Below are 13,840 nucleotides of genomic sequence, written 5' to 3' on the forward strand. Positions count from 1 at the left end.
AGATACCGCGCCTGCTGGGATTCGTTGCCGTACTTATGCAGAATCTCGATATTGCCGGCATCGGGCGCCTGGCAGTTGAACACATAGTGCCCGATGGGCGTTCGCCCCAACACTTCGGACACCAGGCCGTGCTCGACCAGATCCAGGCCCATGCCACCCAGTTCCCTCGGATGATTGGGCGCCCACAACTCCATCTGCCTGACCAGCCGGCGCTTTTCCTCGAGCACCGGAAGCAGATCCACAAATTCGCGATTCAGGAATTCCGGCTCCAGGGGGATGAGTTCCTTGGCGACGAACTCGTTGACCATCTCCAGGATCACCTGCATTTTTTCAGAGATTTGAAAATCCATCTTCTCAATCCTTTTTTGTTTCCGTCTGAACGTCGGTGGTTTTACGCAGCCATTACCCTCTGGCAAACCGATGGCTGCGCTTATCGGTAGGTCACCATGCGGTTTCCGGATGGCACTTCCAGGTGACCATATTCGTTGAATGTGTCCAGGCTGATCCGACCGCCGCCGAATTTGAGGCGGGTGATGGAGGCATTGACCAGTTGCCATGAAAGCGCCACGGTCTTTTCTGCGGCGAGGCCCATCACGCTGCCGACCGCCGCAGCGATGGGACCGCCTGAAGTGAAAACAGCGACCTGGCTGCCGTGGTCGCTGCGCGCGATGATATCCCGGATACCGGCGGTCACGCCCGCGGCAAATGATGACCAGGCGGGCAGATCGTCCATGCGGTCCGAACCGGATGCCCAGCGGGTCATCACTCGTCCGAACACCTTTTGAAACGCCCGCCGGTCCGACATCATGCGACCGACATCGCCGGTGAATGCCGGGTCCTCCTTTTCGATGATCGGCACCAGCGACCGTAGAACGGTTTCGTAATCGTATTCATCCAGCGCGGCGGTTTTGGTCGGGATCGGCATGCCGAACCCGGCCTCAAGAAATCTATTCCGGACTTCTCCTAAAGTCTGTTGCTGACGCTCGAGGGTACCGGACCAGCATGCATCGAAGCGGATGCCGGCCCTGAGAAAAAAGTCGCCCAGAACCCGGGCCTGGTGTCGCCCCCCGTCCGACAGTGCATCGTAGTTCGATGTTCCGAAGGACGCCTGGCCGTGTCGGATCAGATACAGGTTGCTCATGGAACGGTTATCCCCGATCAGCCCGGTCGAGATTGCAGCAGGCTGCCTTTTTTCGATTGGCGACCATCCGTTCAGGCTAAGTGGGCCTGTCCGCCACGGTCAATTATGGTTCAGTATTTTCATCTTTTATGGCGGCAGCCATCCGGTGTCAATAAAAATATAGCGAACGCTCGATATTTTTATTGCCTTGCACCCTATTTCATGCGTATAGGGTTCACAACCGAACCAAATGAGGAATCCATGGCATTTTCAATCCTGGTTTGCATCAAGGCGGTGCCCGATCTTGTATCCCACGGCGATCTGACCATCGCGGGTCGCTGGATCGATGAAACGGCCATCGGCTGGTGCATGAATCACTACGATGCCCATGCCCTGGAAGCGGCCCTGGCCATCCGGGATGCGGCTGCCGATGTCACCGTGGATGCCCTGTCGGCAGGACCGGACCGCATTCGCGACACCATTCGGCGGGCCGTGGCCATGGGTGCGGATACGGGCATCCACCTGGACACGGACAGCGCCGAACGGCTGGCCCCGGCGACCACCGCGCGGTTGATTGCCCGCTTCGCCCGGACAAGAGCATACGATCTGATTCTGACCGGCGCCATCTCCGAGGACGAGATGCACGGCGTCACCGGTCCGATGATCGCAGCGGCACTCGATCTGCCCTGTGCCGCGGCAGCAGTGGAAATCCAATTGGACCTGCCGGGCCGATCGCTGGTCGCAACCTGTGAAATGGAAGGCGGGATGGCCGAGATCGTGCGACTCCCCTGCCCGGCGTTGGTGACGGTCCAGACCGGTTGCCGAGTTCCCCGCTACCCGTCCCTGTCCAACACCTTAAGGTCCCGCAGGCAGGCTATCGAACGGATCGTCCCGCCAGAGACGGCCGACCATGCTCCGCCGGCCGAAACGCGGCATGTGGCGTATCCTCAACCGGCATCGGCCTGCCAAGTCATCCAAGGCACCATGACTGAAAAAGCGGACACCCTGTTGCGGCTGTTTAATGACAACGGGTGGCTGAAATAGGACGATTATAGATGATTCCCAAAAAATACACCGGCACCGTCCTGGTCGTGGGTGAAACCATCGAAGGCCGCCTGTCTGCTAAATCCATCGATCTGGGCAAGCAGGCCGCACAATTGGCCGGACGGTTCAACGGTAAGCCGGTAGGCGTGTTGACCGGGCATGACATCGACACGGCGGCACTGGCCTGGTCGAAGGCTGCCGGCATGCCGGTCATCGTCCTGGATCACGCGCATTGCCGCTATCCCAACCCGCCCCTGACCGCTTCGGGAGTCGGGGCATTGGTTGACGAACACTCAGCGCTGGCCGTTTGTTTTCCTCACAGCATGCGCGCCTGCCAGGCGGCCGCCACCCTGGCCTGGCGCATCGAGGCCCCCTGCGTCACCGCCGTCGACTCCCTTTTAAAGGAAAACGGCCAATGGGTGTTCGAACGGGCTGTCTTTGGCGGCAAGCTACGTGAAACCGTGTCTGCTGCGAACAGGCCGATCGTCCTGACAGTCATGCCGGGACTCGTCTCGCGCTCGGCATCCCCGGATCTGACTGGCCATTTTCCATCGGTCGAAACCCGGCATCTGGCAGACACGGACCACCGATTCATTCCAAGGGGAATGAATCGACAGGCGCACACGGATCAAGCGCTGGAAAGGGCGCAAGTGGTCGTGGCAGCCGGACGCGGCCTGAAAGGTCCTGAACACAAATGCCTGCTCGAGGCGGCGGCCGGCATGTTCAACCATGCGGCGATCGGCGGTTCGAGAGGCGCCTGCGACCTGGGCTGGCTGCCCCACTCCCTTCAGATCGGCGAAACGGGCCGCACGGTGGCACCGGCCCTTTACCTGGCCTGCGGCATTTCCGGCGCCCCCCAGCATCTGGCCGGCATGCGCGAATCCCGGACCGTCGTGGCCGTGAACACCGACCCGAAGGCAGCCATATGCAACCTGGCGCACTATGCGGTGATCGAGGATTTGACCGTTTTCCTGCCGGTATTGCGGGAACGATACGACCGGATGACAGAAAAAGGAGATGAGGAATGAAGATCGACGAGGTAAGGCGTATTCTCACCATCGGTGCGGGCACCATGGGGCATCAGATCGGATTTCTCTGCGCCCTGCACGGTTACGAGGTGGTCGTCTACGATGTGGCACCGCCTACTTTCGAAGCGACCCGCAGGCGGCTGGCGCAGCTCGCGGACCAATTCGTCAAACGCGGACGCCTGCCAGCCGGAGAAAAGGTCGCGGTCCTAAACAGGATCACCTTCACTGGCGATGCAGCGGCAGCGGCAGGCGGGGTCGACATCGTCACCGAGTCGGTGCCGGAAGACCCTAAGTTGAAAGGCAAGGTCTTTGCGCAATTCAACCGCCTGTGCCCGCCGCGCACGGTGTTCACCACCAACACCTCGACGCTGGTCCCTTCCATGTTCGCCGAAGCCACCGGCCGGCCAGATCGCTTCCTGGCCTTTCATTTTCACGACATTCTGCTCACCGACGTGGTGGATGTAATGCCCCACCCGGGCACATCAGCCGAATCGGTGGAGCTGATCCGCGCCTTTGCCGAGCGGCTCCACCAGACCGTCATCGTTCTTGAACGGGAGAATGTCGGCTACGTGTTCAACGCCATGCTCAGCGACCTGTTCAAATCCGCCCTGACCCTGGCATCCAACGGTGTGGCCGCCGTCGAGGACATCGACCGGGCCTGGATGGGCGTGCTCCAGTCAGCCGTGGGTCCCTTCGGCATGATGGACAAGGTGGGCCTGGACACAGTCTGGAAAATCAACGACTATTGGGCCAGGGCGACCAACGACCCCCAATTGACGGCCAATGCTAGGTTCTTGAAAATGCGCATCGATGACGGCCGGTTGGGTGTCAAAAACGGGGCGGGTTTCTACACTTATCCGTCACCCTTGTTTCAGCAGCCCGATTTTCTCAAGGGCGAAGGATAGTTCAGGTCTCTTGAATCGATGTGATCGCCTCTGTCACGGTCTTCAGGCCGGATGCGACAGATCGTGTCTCAGCGCATTTGAGCCGGGATCATGGAAGGATTTGGGTCAGTTAACAGCTGTTGATATTATGTAGCTGATACCCGTTGGAACTTTTTGCGATATTCCGTCGGCACCAAACCGGTCTGTTTGGAAAATATTTTTCGGAACGTACTGCTGTCTTCGTAGCCCACCTGGTAGGTGATTTCATCGAAGGACCGGCTTTCATTTTCCAATAACCGCTTGGCGACTTCGACCCTGATGCTCTGCTGGTAGGTCAACGGGGTTTCCCCGGTGGCATTTTTGAAGCGCCGCTCCATCGTACGGCGGCTCATGCAGCTTTTACCGGCCAGGCTTTCATAATCGAAGTTCTTGTCGAAATTACTCTCGATCCATTCCTGGATGGAGAGAATTTGATCGTCATTGTGGTCTTTGCGGAATTGAAACATGCAATAGGGAGCCTGGGTCGTGCGGCCAATATCGGAAATCATGGACTTCGAGGATTGCAAGGCCACTTCATGCCCGCAGTATTTTTCCACCAGGTAAAGCGATAGATCGATGCCCGCGTTATACCCCCCCGAACAGAACAGATTGCCTTCGTCGGTGATCAACCGTTCAAGCTTAAGTTTTATCTGAGGGTAGCGCTTCTTGAATTGTTCCGCAAACCCCCAATGTGTGGTTGCCGTCTTTCCATCCAGCAGCCCGGTTTCCGCCAGCACGAATGCACCGGAACATATCGTTGCAATGTGCGAACCCTGTCGATACATCCTTTTTAACCAGTCGAGCACTTCTCCTTGCTCGTTGAGCACGTTGTCAATGTCCAGAATTGAAGACACCACGACCAGATCCGTTTTTTGCACATCGTCAATGGATCCATCCGGAACAAGCCGGACACCGTTCAAGCATCTAAAGGGTTTCCCGACGGTTGTCACCAGGTTGACGTCGAAGTAGGGCGTGACGGCTTTCCCGTTGAAAAAATTCCACATCACCCCTGCCTGATAAAACACATCCATCGGACTGGTGACGGTTGCGGCCATGGTGTTCTGCATGGCCAATACGGTAACCGATTTCATTTTACCTCCATGGCATGATCAAACTTATTTATGTCATATATGCCACTTCCTCGACATTCGGTCAAGGGGTATCCTGGGTCAAAATGACGATGGGCCTTGAAACGAGATCATCTAACCAATCCACATGGAGGGCAATGCAATGACAACAATTCTGGAAGCCATTTATGACCAATACAGGAAGGCTGACTTCACCGATCGACTGCACATATACCTTCAGTTCCCGGAGTTAAGGAACGATTTCCTTGAAATCGATCAACAAGAAACGCGGACAGATTTTTTCGAAACCGCCAACCCGCCACCTAAGGGCCTCAATCTCGTCGGCAGATTGATCAATCGGAGCTTCGCTTTCTTGTGGTGACGCATCCCTTCCTGGCATGGCCTGGATATCCACAAGACTTCACCGGAAATAGGTGCGTAAATGTTCACCGATTCACATCCATTGCCGATGCGTTCGATACGTCTCGCACCTTACTTTCGGCTGTTTCACCGGCGGTGGAACCTGCGCCATCGATTTTCGCTGCCTGCCGGCGCAGGTCTGGCGTCGTTCCTGGAAGCTGGGGTGTATCCTTTTCGCCACTCGATCCGTCTGTAGTGGAAGATCGAAGGTTCCGCGGTGACACCGGGCAATGGGAATTAATTTTAAAACGTCACATTCACACTCTTTATTGCCATATGCTCTATTTTCATATCCTCCGCCGCCCTTGCACTGTCGACAGTATTCCGGCCCGCCAGGAGCAGAGGGATGGTTGGCGATTAGACGCAGCCCTGTTCGGATATACGGCCATCGAAAAAACCGGCGCATGCGATCGCGGATGGCATGAGGAGCCCTTTGCATGGATGCACCACTGCATGGTTGTATGTTTGGCTTCCATCTAACACGCGACATACGATGATAGGGGGTATCGACATGTACGATCCTTATTTTACAAGATTTTTGATGAGGGAGCGAGAACGCGAAATCAGGGAAGAAATTCGAAGGGATGGTTGTCACGCGCGTAGACGCCGAGGAGGCTCCGGCTTATCAAAAAAGATTGCACGCCGGCTTCTATCTATTTTTATTAAGATTGAACCCTCCCCGCGGCAAGCCGCGGAGAATCTTCACCGTATGGATGAAGATCGATTTCCGGTTCGCTCGCCAATCCCGCCACAAGCGACGGGGAAGGCGCTCGCTATTGCGGTTTTAAACGATTACCGGTCCAGGGCAGAGCCGACAGCGGGTAAACAATTTAAAGGGCATGCATGAATCATGGAAAAAAGAATTCTCGTGATCGGTGGCACGGGCCTGTTGGGGGAACCCGTGGCAAGGCATTTAAAAATGAGTGGTCTTAGCGTGCGGCTTATGGTGCGCGACGTTGCGCAGGCGGCCAGACATTTCGGCGATGGTTTCGAAATTGTCGAGGGCGACCTTGCGGATGCATGGCTCCTAGAGGCGGCATTTAGAAACTGTTTCGGCGTACATATCAATCTTTCGGGAGAGATCGAACAAATCGGTGTAGAAAGAATCGCGGAAATTGCGGTCAAACTGAAACTGCAACGCATTACCTACATCTCGGGAACATCGGTGGCCGCAGATAACGTTTGGGTGCCGGTGATCCGGCGCAAGTTTTTCGCCGAGCAGGCCATACGCGAAAGCGGCATACCGTACTGCATCTTCTGCCCGACGTGGTTCATGGAAGTGCTGCCGAAATATGTGAGCGGCGACCGCGCCTTCGTGTTCGGCAGACAACCGCATCCGTATCACCTGCTCGCCGCCGATGACTACGCCCGGATGGTGGTGGCATCATATGGAAATGAAGCAACCATCAACAAGCGTTTCATTCTCCATGGGCCGGAAGGCATCCTTTTTCATGACGCCGTCAAACGCTACTGCGCGGTGTTTCATCCGCACATCAAAAAGGTGTCCACCATGCCACATTGGTTGGCGACGTTCATCGCCGCGACAAGAGGTCCCAAGGAGTTGAAGTTTGCCAGCGATTTCATGGCCGCTTTTGAAAAAATAGGCGAACGAGGTGACCCACAGGAGGCTAACGACCTCTTAGGGGCCCCGCGAATCCGTCTGGACGACTGGCTCCACCGGAGAGAGGGAAAAGCACTGCGCATACCGGCAGCCGGACAGGGAACCTTGGAGACCGCCTTTCCGTGACAATCATCAAGGGGTTTAAAAATGAATACCGACGATGCACCGCGGTTTGTCCAAAAAATGAGGGATGACGCCGGCTTTAGACGGACAGTGACCAGCTTCGGCGTGTCATCCGAACTCTTGTATTTTCTCAAACGCAGCGGTTTTGAATTCGACCCATGCGACCTGGTCAAGGCCATGGCGGCCTGCATGGCCGAATCGGAGACCCCCTCTGAAAGCGGGATCGATTGATGCCGGAGAAAGCCGTAAAAGAGTGCGCCGACATGGGAATCGGAGAATCATTGATCGCCTGCGGGATTTTCAGGCACGAGCTGGATAGCGTGCTTCCCGCTGAAAACGGTATCGCCGTGCACTGGCTTGATGCAGCGCTGCACGCGGATGCCGGGCGGATGAAGGCGGCGCTCGACCATGCGATCACGGTTCATCGAGCCCATTCTGCCAATCGCATCCGTTTTCTTTTCGGCAATGGATGCCATCCGGACATCGGCAAGGTCGCCGAGGACTGCGGGAGTTGCATCCCTCCGGTTAGCAACTGCATTCAGGCGATCATCGGCCCGCACAGGACCAGGCAACTGGAAGCGAATCGCACAATGGTAATAACGCCGGGTTGGATCACCGCGTGGCCGGATATCATGGAGGGCCTGGGCTGGGATGAGGTCGATGTCCGCATCAATCTGGGCCGTTATGACCGCATTGTGCTGATCGACCCCGGTGTGGCGCCTGTTTACGACGAAGCGATCCTTGCCTTTTACGATCTCGTGCAGGTACCGGTCGAGATCGAAGCGACAGACCTGGCGTATTTTAAACGATTGGTGGACCAAATCCTGGATGCCCCCACATGAGGAGGATATGATGGCTCAACCCAATCCGGTTTTCGAAAAAAATTACGGGGACTATCTGCGGCAGTTGGACAGCACCCATATGTCGCGGTGGGAATCGGTTTTAGACATCACCGTCGATGAAAAAAGAAGAACCGCACAGATTCCCTTCTTCCAGGCCTCTTTCCGGGTGTCGCCATTCGGTGTGGTCGACGAGCGGGGCAGACGCCCCGACTATGGCACCTGTGTGATCTTGCTGAAATACCTGCTGATGTGCCCGCACCACGTCCCCTGCGATCAGGCTTGGATCACCTATCGTGATTTCGCCGACTCGGGTCAGACGCAGAATGTCGGTCTGGCCGACTATGCCGCGACGACCATCTCCAAACGGTATACGGGCGGTCTCGAACGGCTCAAAGCAGCTGTCAGCGCACTTGGCGGGCGTCCGCCCGAGACCGATTACCCATACGACCTCTCGGCCGTGATACCGGCGCTTCCGCGAATCCCGATTCTGTTTCTGTTCAACGATGCCGACGAGCAGTTTCCTGCCCGGGCGGTCATTTTATACCAGCGGCGGGCGGCGCATTTCCTGGATGCCGAGTGCCGGGTCATGGTCGACTGGTATCTGCTGGAGCATTTGAAACGCGCTGAACCGTCGCTTGCACACGCGTGAATCGGGATCTGATCATTCAGGGGCCTATCGCCCCTTCACCGGATTTAGCGCTGGACCATACGGGCGAAAGGGGGTATGAAAAATGCAGCTCGCCACTGTCGAATACGGGATCAAATCAAAATGGGGTGTTGAAATGGTCTCCGACTATACATTCAATGAAATATTTGACGAGTACCATCCCAAGATCCTCCGGTACCTTACGAGAATCGTCGGCCCCGACGATGCCGAAGACCTCTCCCAGGAGGTGTTCGACAAGATCAGCAGGGGGCTGAGCAGGTTCCAGGGAAAGTCCAGCCTCTCCACCTGGATCTATCGCATAGCGACCAACACCGCCATCGACAGGTCCCGCTCCACGGCATACAAATATGGGAAGACGCACCATCCTTTCGAGGACGAAAAGTCCCATGAATCGTCCGATGTCACGGTTGCACCGACCTCCCCTGTCACCGACCAGCTCGTGATCCGCAAGGAGATGAGCGATTGCGTCAATGAATTCATCGACAACCTGCCCCCCGATTACCGGACCGTGATCGTACTCGGCGAGATGGAAGGTTTCGCCAACAAGGAGATCGCACAAATCCTGGGCATATCGCTGGAAAACGCAAAAATCCGGCTCCACCGTGCCAGGGCCACGCTCAAGAACGCCCTGCGGGAAGGGTGTGATTTCTACTACAGCGAGGGAAACACCCTTGCCTGCGACCGCAAGCAGATTCAAATTTTGCCGAAAACCCCCTCATAAACCCAGGACTTTTCCCTTAGCCACAATTTCTTGTTTTTCTTACGCGTTTGGAATGTTCTCTAAAAAAAGAGTGGCAGGTGTATCCATTCGTGGGACCAATCCGTCTATGGGGGTAAATGTTTTCAAACAAGCAAGGAGGTAAAACCCATGTATGGATCAGAGCTATGTGCGTTTTCGTTTTGGTGGATTGTTCCCCTCATCATGATGATCCTGTGCTTTTTTATGATGCGCGGGCGCAGGCGGACGATGATGAGCGCCTTCGGTTGTTGCGGCCGTGACTGGCAACAGGCCAAAAGTGCGCAATCGGCAAGGGATTTACTCGACAGGCGATATGCGTCGGGAGATATCGACAAAGCTGAGTACGAAGAGAAGAAGAAAGCGCTTGACGGTCCGATCGACGCGGATACGGATGAAAACCCACCAGACGGAGGAACGACGAGATGAATTGCAAAGAAACGCAACCACATATCCCCATGACCACAACCAGTGCGGTCTGTCCCATCGGGGAAACGACCGGAAAGAAAAATATCAGCGAGTCCAAGACCCCGGTCCTGTCCTGTGAGGGCGCCTGCATCCGGGGCGAGATTGCCAGGCTCGCAGCCAACCTCGTTGCCAAAAATGAACCGTACGGACGGGGGTGCCACGGGGAGTTGATCACGGTACCAGATTCCGCGATTTCGCAGTGGATCCGAACGGCCGACAAAGTGATCCTGATCGACGGCTGCTTTCTGAGATGCCACGGCCGCGTCATCGAAAATCTGATCGACGAAGACAGGCTGATTCAGTTCGACGCCCTATCCCACTACAAGCGGTACACGGATATTTTCGACTATGAAGATGTGCCGGAAAAAGAAAGGAAGGCAGTGGCGCAATCCGTGGCCGATTGGGTTCTCGACAGCCTGGAGAACGGCCCCGTTGAATGTTCGGGCGAACGGGTTCAGGCGGAGGGGCAATGCGGCACCTGCTGCGGTTGACCCTTCACTGCCTGCACGCGGTAGCAGGATTCCGGAACGGGGTTACAGCCAAAGAAGCCCCCCATAAGGAGATCGAAGATGCCAGTGTACCTGAAAGCGCCCCGTGGATTTGAAAAACTTGCGCAGTTCGAAAAAGTTCTCATCATTCCATGTCGATTCTGCCCGGCCGCCAGTCTCGCGATCAGCAAAAATGAGCCTTACTTCGAATTTCACCGGCACCTGTTCCAGACGGCCGCCTATGAACGATACATCCAAACGATGAAGGCCGAGCTGGAGAATGGTGGAGTGCAGGCCGATGTGTTCAGGAGCCGCCTGCCCCACCAGTTCGTCGTCTGCATGTGGACCAGCCTACGTCGTTCGAGGTTGAAGAAACGCGCGGAAAAGTACGATGCCCTGGTGGTGCTGGGCTGCGAGGCAGCCGCCCAGACGATCAGAAATTCGCTCGGCGCCTCGCCTATCCCGGTGATCCAGGGAATGCGGACCGAAGGGATCATGAGCGTTCTGCCGCGGTTTCAATGGCCCGGCAGGATCAGGCTTCAAATCAACAGCATCACACCGCTGCTTCACCATAAAGAGGCGCACGAACCGTGGATGCACCTTTGATCCTGAGTCGGCGCCGCAGGATGCCATAAATCCGGTAATTTTAACAAGGAGGAAACTTACGATGGAAACAAACAACACAGCGCGAGAAACGGTCCTGGTAGAGAAGGCAGATGTTCTGATCGCGATCGGCGCGGCTACGGCGGCGAACTGCATTCCCTGCTTCGAACATCTGTATGAAAAGGCCGTCACATCCGGAATCACGAAAGCCGAGATCAAAAGAGCCTCGGAAATTGCCGGGCTGGTCAAAAACGGTGCCCATACGGCCATCTCCAACAGCATCGATGAACTCATCGGGTCCAAGGGAAACAGCGGCTTGGATTGCACGAAGACGGCGTCCGGATCGTGTCGCTGCTGAGGATCACTGTTATCGCGATTCCAAATATTTAGGGAGTTATAAACATGCATCACTGCGACCGTTGTAAATTTCGAGGGCGATACGACCAGAATCCAGGATCGATGATAGCCAGACTCTGGAAGTGGCACATCGGATGGTGCCCGGGATGGAAATCCTATGTGAAGTCGCTGCCGGATGAGAGACGCAGGGAGATCCGTGAAAAATACAGCCGGGAATCGGCGACATGAACATCGGCATATATATCTACGATCAGGCGGAGGTTCTGGATTTTTCAGGACCGTTTGAAGTGTTCTCGACCGCATCGAGGGTTTGCCCTGACCAAGACCCGTTCAATGTATTCATGGTCGGGGAAACCGGTCAGGTCGTCACCGCCCGGGCCGGGTACCGGGTGATGCCGGCCTATGGATTTCATGACCATCCGGACATCGATGTCCTGATCGTTGCCGGGGGCGTACACGACGGAGAAATGAGAAAATCGAATGTGATCCATTGGATCGCGCAGCAGGCAAAGAAAGCAGGGATCGTTGCCTCCGTGTGTACGGGCGCCTTTCTGCTGGCGGAGGCCCGGGTGCTGAAAAACCGCAACGCGACCACGCACTGGGGCGATATCGATAACCTTCGGGCGCGCTATCCGGATTTGACGGTTCATGAATCGATTCGATGGATCGATGAGGGGACCGTCGTCACATCCGCCGGGATCTCGGCCGGCATCGATATGAGCTTACACCTGGTCAGCCGGTTGCACAGCCCTGAACTTGCCCGGAAAACCGCTCTGCAAATGGAGTTTGATTGGGAAAACAACCTATCGGCAGGAGGGCCTCCCAACAAGGGGCCATGATAATCAATCGTGACGGCGCAGGAGCGGAATTGAATGAGGGTGGGATCAAGGCAACGGGAGGATGCCTGTGTGGCGCGGTGAGGTACCATATTAGGGGTGCGTTGCAAGGGATCGTCAATTGCCATTGTTCGAAATGCCATCCGTTCCATGGCAACGTCGGTACCTAAACCCGTGTAGCTCTCGGGGAAATCGAAATCGTCGAAAACCGCTGCCTGAAATGGTTCCGATCGGCAATCGCAGGAACCCCGACCATACAACGGGGTTTCTGCGTCGAGTGTGGCTCCTCTCTCTTCTGGCACCCAGGAGACCAACAAACCATTTCAGTTGCTGCGGGCTCTTTCGGTCAAACGACGGGCCTGGAAACCATCGGGCATGTCTGGATCGGCCAGATCGGCGATCTTTATGAAATACGAGACGATCTCCCGGGGTTCGAGCGCGGCTGGAATAAATAAGGGTCCTGGCAACTTGAGCCGTTGTGATCCCGAGGAATGGCAGGTCGAATGGTATCGATCGTCACCATTCGACTCGCTGCGGTGATTGTATCATGACGTTAACAACCAGATGGATCGACTTTTTGTATCGTATGGCAACCGGAAGCAGAATGGTCCGCAACGTGTTCACGCCGATAGGGGCTATTTTTTTCAGCCTGTTGTTGTTCCTGTTCGTCGTCGCGGCCCTGCTCGTCGACCGTCTGATCGGCCCTGTAGACCTTTTTCCAGGGCGGCTTCCCGTCATGCTGTCATTACCGCTGTTTTCGATCGCCGCTTTTTTGATCGGTTGGTCGGTTGGTCATTTTTTCAAGGCCAAAGGAACGCCCGTTCCCATCAACCCGCCGCCACGGTTGATCGCCTCGGGACCGTATGCATACAGTCGGAATCCGATGCTCACCGGGGTGTTCGCCCTGCTTTTCGGCACAGGTGTATTGCTTGAGTCGATCTCTCTTATTATCCTCTTCACGCCGCTTTTCATCCTTCTCAATGTCTGGGAATTAAAGGCGATCGAAGAACCGGAACTGGTAAAACGCCTCGGCCGGGAATATGCAGCATATCGGGAAAAAACCCCGATGTTTTTACCGAAGATACGCTTGAAGAAGGATGCGTCAAAGTAACCGCCAAGCCATAAGAACACGTGCTCTGTTCAACCGGCATTCGAAGGTTTGATTAAGATGTCCGAAGTGCTGGCCAGTTGAGCCATAAAGAACCCGAATGTCAGGCTTGTCGGATTCGGAATGCCACGCCTGAATCATCCTGTGCCGACCTTTGATAGGATCGCTGAACTGACCTGTTTCATTCACGTGGACTTCACCGGCAAGAGGGGGGGTGGAAAAATGGAAGATAACAGAATGGATTTACTGATGAAAATGAATAATCGCGACGTCAAAAAGTTCTTTTTAAAAATTGGCTTACCCATGATGCCATGTGGTATGGCAACTGTGTTTTCGAACTGACGACATGCCCGTTCGTGGATTAGTCTCGATTAATCCCAACTCATATG

General features: G+C 55.7%; 20 protein-coding genes. 17 read left to right on the forward strand and 3 right to left on the reverse strand.

The window, feature by feature from the left end; translation table 11 throughout:
• The coding region (locus ACZCED_RS18240) for an acyl-CoA dehydrogenase family protein (RefSeq protein WP_464861374.1) at positions 1–350 on the reverse strand (350 nt) is incomplete at its 3' end.
• An 80-nt stretch (positions 351–430) separates the two neighbouring features.
• Entirely contained in the window at positions 431–1,141 is a 711-nt protein-coding gene (locus tag ACZCED_RS18245; RefSeq protein WP_464861375.1) for a histidine phosphatase family protein, read from the reverse strand.
• Positions 1,142–1,381: 240 nt separating this feature from the next.
• Here ACZCED_RS18245 and ACZCED_RS18250 point away from each other — a divergent pair, with 240 nt between their 5' ends.
• From ACZCED_RS18250 to ACZCED_RS18260, 3 genes are read left to right on the forward strand one after another with little or no spacing between them, the layout of a single operon-like run.
• Positions 1,382–2,164 carry an electron transfer flavoprotein subunit beta/FixA family protein gene (locus ACZCED_RS18250; RefSeq protein ID WP_464861376.1) on the forward strand — a complete coding sequence of 261 codons (783 nt, stop codon included), beginning with the start codon at positions 1,382–1,384 and terminating at the stop codon, positions 2,162–2,164.
• 11 nt (positions 2,165–2,175) lie between these two features.
• Positions 2,176–3,192 (forward strand): electron transfer flavoprotein subunit alpha/FixB family protein, encoded by a 1,017-nt coding sequence (locus ACZCED_RS18255; protein WP_464861377.1) that lies wholly within the window; start codon positions 2,176–2,178, stop codon positions 3,190–3,192.
• On the forward strand, positions 3,189–4,097 hold the full coding sequence (locus ACZCED_RS18260) for a 3-hydroxyacyl-CoA dehydrogenase (RefSeq protein WP_462968591.1): 909 nt from the start codon (positions 3,189–3,191) through the stop codon (positions 4,095–4,097). Before ACZCED_RS18255 ends, ACZCED_RS18260 begins: the two co-directional genes overlap by 4 nt.
• Positions 4,098–4,222: 125 nt before the next feature.
• Here ACZCED_RS18260 and ACZCED_RS18265 read toward each other — a convergent pair whose 3' ends face one another.
• Positions 4,223–5,206, reverse strand: a complete 984-nt coding sequence (locus ACZCED_RS18265) for a GlxA family transcriptional regulator (RefSeq protein WP_464861378.1) — start codon at positions 5,204–5,206, stop codon at positions 4,223–4,225.
• A gap of 1,246 nt (positions 5,207–6,452) precedes the next feature.
• On the opposite strand from ACZCED_RS18265, the gene ACZCED_RS18270 reads away from it, so the two are divergent.
• The 14 genes from ACZCED_RS18270 to ACZCED_RS18335 all read left to right on the forward strand — a co-directional run bounded on the left by ACZCED_RS18270 (position 6,453) and on the right by ACZCED_RS18335 (position 13,793).
• Positions 6,453–7,349 (forward strand): SDR family oxidoreductase, encoded by an 897-nt coding sequence (locus ACZCED_RS18270; RefSeq protein WP_464861379.1) that lies wholly within the window; start codon positions 6,453–6,455, stop codon positions 7,347–7,349.
• A 21-nt stretch (positions 7,350–7,370) separates the two neighbouring features.
• Complete coding sequence (locus ACZCED_RS18275; protein WP_464861380.1) at positions 7,371–7,577, forward strand: Nif11-like leader peptide family natural product precursor; 207 nt, start codon at positions 7,371–7,373, stop codon at positions 7,575–7,577.
• Entirely contained in the window at positions 7,577–8,188 is a 612-nt protein-coding gene (locus ACZCED_RS18280; RefSeq protein ID WP_464861381.1) for a DUF1638 domain-containing protein, read from the forward strand. The genes ACZCED_RS18275 and ACZCED_RS18280 overlap by 1 nt, the downstream gene beginning before the upstream one ends.
• 10 nt (positions 8,189–8,198) lie before the next feature.
• A complete protein-coding gene (locus ACZCED_RS18285) occupies positions 8,199–8,837 on the forward strand; it encodes a DUF3786 domain-containing protein (RefSeq protein WP_462968596.1) in 639 nt (212 codons plus the stop codon).
• Between the two features lie 82 nt (positions 8,838–8,919).
• Entirely contained in the window at positions 8,920–9,576 is a 657-nt protein-coding gene (locus tag ACZCED_RS18290) for an RNA polymerase sigma factor (RefSeq protein WP_462968597.1), read from the forward strand.
• 147 nt (positions 9,577–9,723) lie between these two features.
• A complete protein-coding gene (locus ACZCED_RS18295) occupies positions 9,724–10,020 on the forward strand; it encodes an SHOCT domain-containing protein (RefSeq protein ID WP_464861382.1) in 297 nt (98 codons plus the stop codon).
• Positions 10,017–10,550 carry a putative zinc-binding protein gene (locus tag ACZCED_RS18300; protein ID WP_464861383.1) on the forward strand — a complete coding sequence of 178 codons (534 nt, stop codon included), beginning with the start codon at positions 10,017–10,019 and terminating at the stop codon, positions 10,548–10,550. The genes ACZCED_RS18295 and ACZCED_RS18300 overlap by 4 nt, the downstream gene beginning before the upstream one ends.
• A 78-nt stretch (positions 10,551–10,628) precedes the next feature.
• The gene (locus ACZCED_RS18305; RefSeq protein WP_464861384.1) at positions 10,629–11,153 is read left to right on the forward strand and encodes a hypothetical protein; all 525 of its coding nucleotides are present in this window, start codon (positions 10,629–10,631) and stop codon (positions 11,151–11,153) included.
• A 61-nt stretch (positions 11,154–11,214) separates the two neighbouring features.
• The gene (locus ACZCED_RS18310; protein ID WP_464861385.1) at positions 11,215–11,508 is read left to right on the forward strand and encodes a hypothetical protein; all 294 of its coding nucleotides are present in this window, start codon (positions 11,215–11,217) and stop codon (positions 11,506–11,508) included.
• 101 nt (positions 11,509–11,609) lie between these two features.
• Positions 11,610–11,735: a hypothetical protein gene (locus ACZCED_RS18315; RefSeq protein ID WP_464861386.1), complete on the forward strand. Its 126-nt coding sequence runs from the start codon at positions 11,610–11,612 to the stop codon at positions 11,733–11,735.
• Positions 11,732–12,346, forward strand: a complete 615-nt coding sequence (locus ACZCED_RS18320; RefSeq protein WP_464861387.1) for a DJ-1/PfpI family protein — start codon at positions 11,732–11,734, stop codon at positions 12,344–12,346. Before ACZCED_RS18315 ends, ACZCED_RS18320 begins: the two co-directional genes overlap by 4 nt.
• Positions 12,343–12,513 (forward strand): GFA family protein, encoded by a 171-nt coding sequence (locus ACZCED_RS18325; RefSeq protein ID WP_464861388.1) that lies wholly within the window; start codon positions 12,343–12,345, stop codon positions 12,511–12,513. Before ACZCED_RS18320 ends, ACZCED_RS18325 begins: the two co-directional genes overlap by 4 nt.
• A 434-nt stretch (positions 12,514–12,947) precedes the next feature.
• Positions 12,948–13,454 (forward strand): methyltransferase family protein, encoded by a 507-nt coding sequence (locus ACZCED_RS18330; RefSeq protein WP_464861389.1) that lies wholly within the window; start codon positions 12,948–12,950, stop codon positions 13,452–13,454.
• A 120-nt stretch (positions 13,455–13,574) separates the two neighbouring features.
• Positions 13,575–13,793 carry a hypothetical protein gene (locus ACZCED_RS18335; protein WP_464861390.1) on the forward strand — a complete coding sequence of 73 codons (219 nt, stop codon included), beginning with the start codon at positions 13,575–13,577 and terminating at the stop codon, positions 13,791–13,793.
• Positions 13,794–13,840: the final 47 nt, after the last annotated feature.

It is taken from the genome of Desulfosarcina sp. (assembly GCF_055467485.1).

Excerpts from the sequence above, each read along its gene's own strand:
- ACZCED_RS18260 (WP_462968591.1), top strand. The coding sequence starts at position 3,189 with ATGAAGATCGACGAGGTAAGGCGTATTCTCACCATCGGTGCGGGCACC.
- ACZCED_RS18330 (WP_464861389.1), top strand. The coding sequence starts at position 12,948 with ATGGTCCGCAACGTGTTCACGCCGATAGGGGCTATTTTTTTCAGCCTG.
- ACZCED_RS18310 (WP_464861385.1), top strand. The coding sequence starts at position 11,215 with ATGGAAACAAACAACACAGCGCGAGAAACGGTCCTGGTAGAGAAGGCA.
- ACZCED_RS18275 (WP_464861380.1), top strand. The coding sequence starts at position 7,371 with ATGAATACCGACGATGCACCGCGGTTTGTCCAAAAAATGAGGGATGAC.
- ACZCED_RS18325 (WP_464861388.1), top strand. The coding sequence starts at position 12,343 with ATGATAATCAATCGTGACGGCGCAGGAGCGGAATTGAATGAGGGTGGG.
- ACZCED_RS18265 (WP_464861378.1), bottom strand. The coding sequence starts at position 5,206 with ATGAAATCGGTTACCGTATTGGCCATGCAGAACACCATGGCCGCAACC.
- ACZCED_RS18315 (WP_464861386.1), top strand. The coding sequence starts at position 11,610 with ATGATAGCCAGACTCTGGAAGTGGCACATCGGATGGTGCCCGGGATGG.
- ACZCED_RS18290 (WP_462968597.1), top strand. The coding sequence starts at position 8,920 with ATGCAGCTCGCCACTGTCGAATACGGGATCAAATCAAAATGGGGTGTT.
- ACZCED_RS18285 (WP_462968596.1), top strand. The coding sequence starts at position 8,199 with ATGGCTCAACCCAATCCGGTTTTCGAAAAAAATTACGGGGACTATCTG.
- ACZCED_RS18250 (WP_464861376.1), top strand. The coding sequence starts at position 1,382 with ATGGCATTTTCAATCCTGGTTTGCATCAAGGCGGTGCCCGATCTTGTA.
- ACZCED_RS18255 (WP_464861377.1), top strand. The coding sequence starts at position 2,176 with ATGATTCCCAAAAAATACACCGGCACCGTCCTGGTCGTGGGTGAAACC.
- ACZCED_RS18245 (WP_464861375.1), bottom strand. The coding sequence starts at position 1,141 with ATGAGCAACCTGTATCTGATCCGACACGGCCAGGCGTCCTTCGGAACA.
- ACZCED_RS18320 (WP_464861387.1), top strand. The coding sequence starts at position 11,732 with ATGAACATCGGCATATATATCTACGATCAGGCGGAGGTTCTGGATTTT.
- ACZCED_RS18270 (WP_464861379.1), top strand. The coding sequence starts at position 6,453 with ATGGAAAAAAGAATTCTCGTGATCGGTGGCACGGGCCTGTTGGGGGAA.
- ACZCED_RS18305 (WP_464861384.1), top strand. The coding sequence starts at position 10,629 with ATGCCAGTGTACCTGAAAGCGCCCCGTGGATTTGAAAAACTTGCGCAG.
- ACZCED_RS18280 (WP_464861381.1), top strand. The coding sequence starts at position 7,577 with ATGCCGGAGAAAGCCGTAAAAGAGTGCGCCGACATGGGAATCGGAGAA.
- ACZCED_RS18335 (WP_464861390.1), top strand. The coding sequence starts at position 13,575 with ATGCCACGCCTGAATCATCCTGTGCCGACCTTTGATAGGATCGCTGAA.
- ACZCED_RS18300 (WP_464861383.1), top strand. The coding sequence starts at position 10,017 with ATGAATTGCAAAGAAACGCAACCACATATCCCCATGACCACAACCAGT.
- ACZCED_RS18295 (WP_464861382.1), top strand. The coding sequence starts at position 9,724 with ATGTATGGATCAGAGCTATGTGCGTTTTCGTTTTGGTGGATTGTTCCC.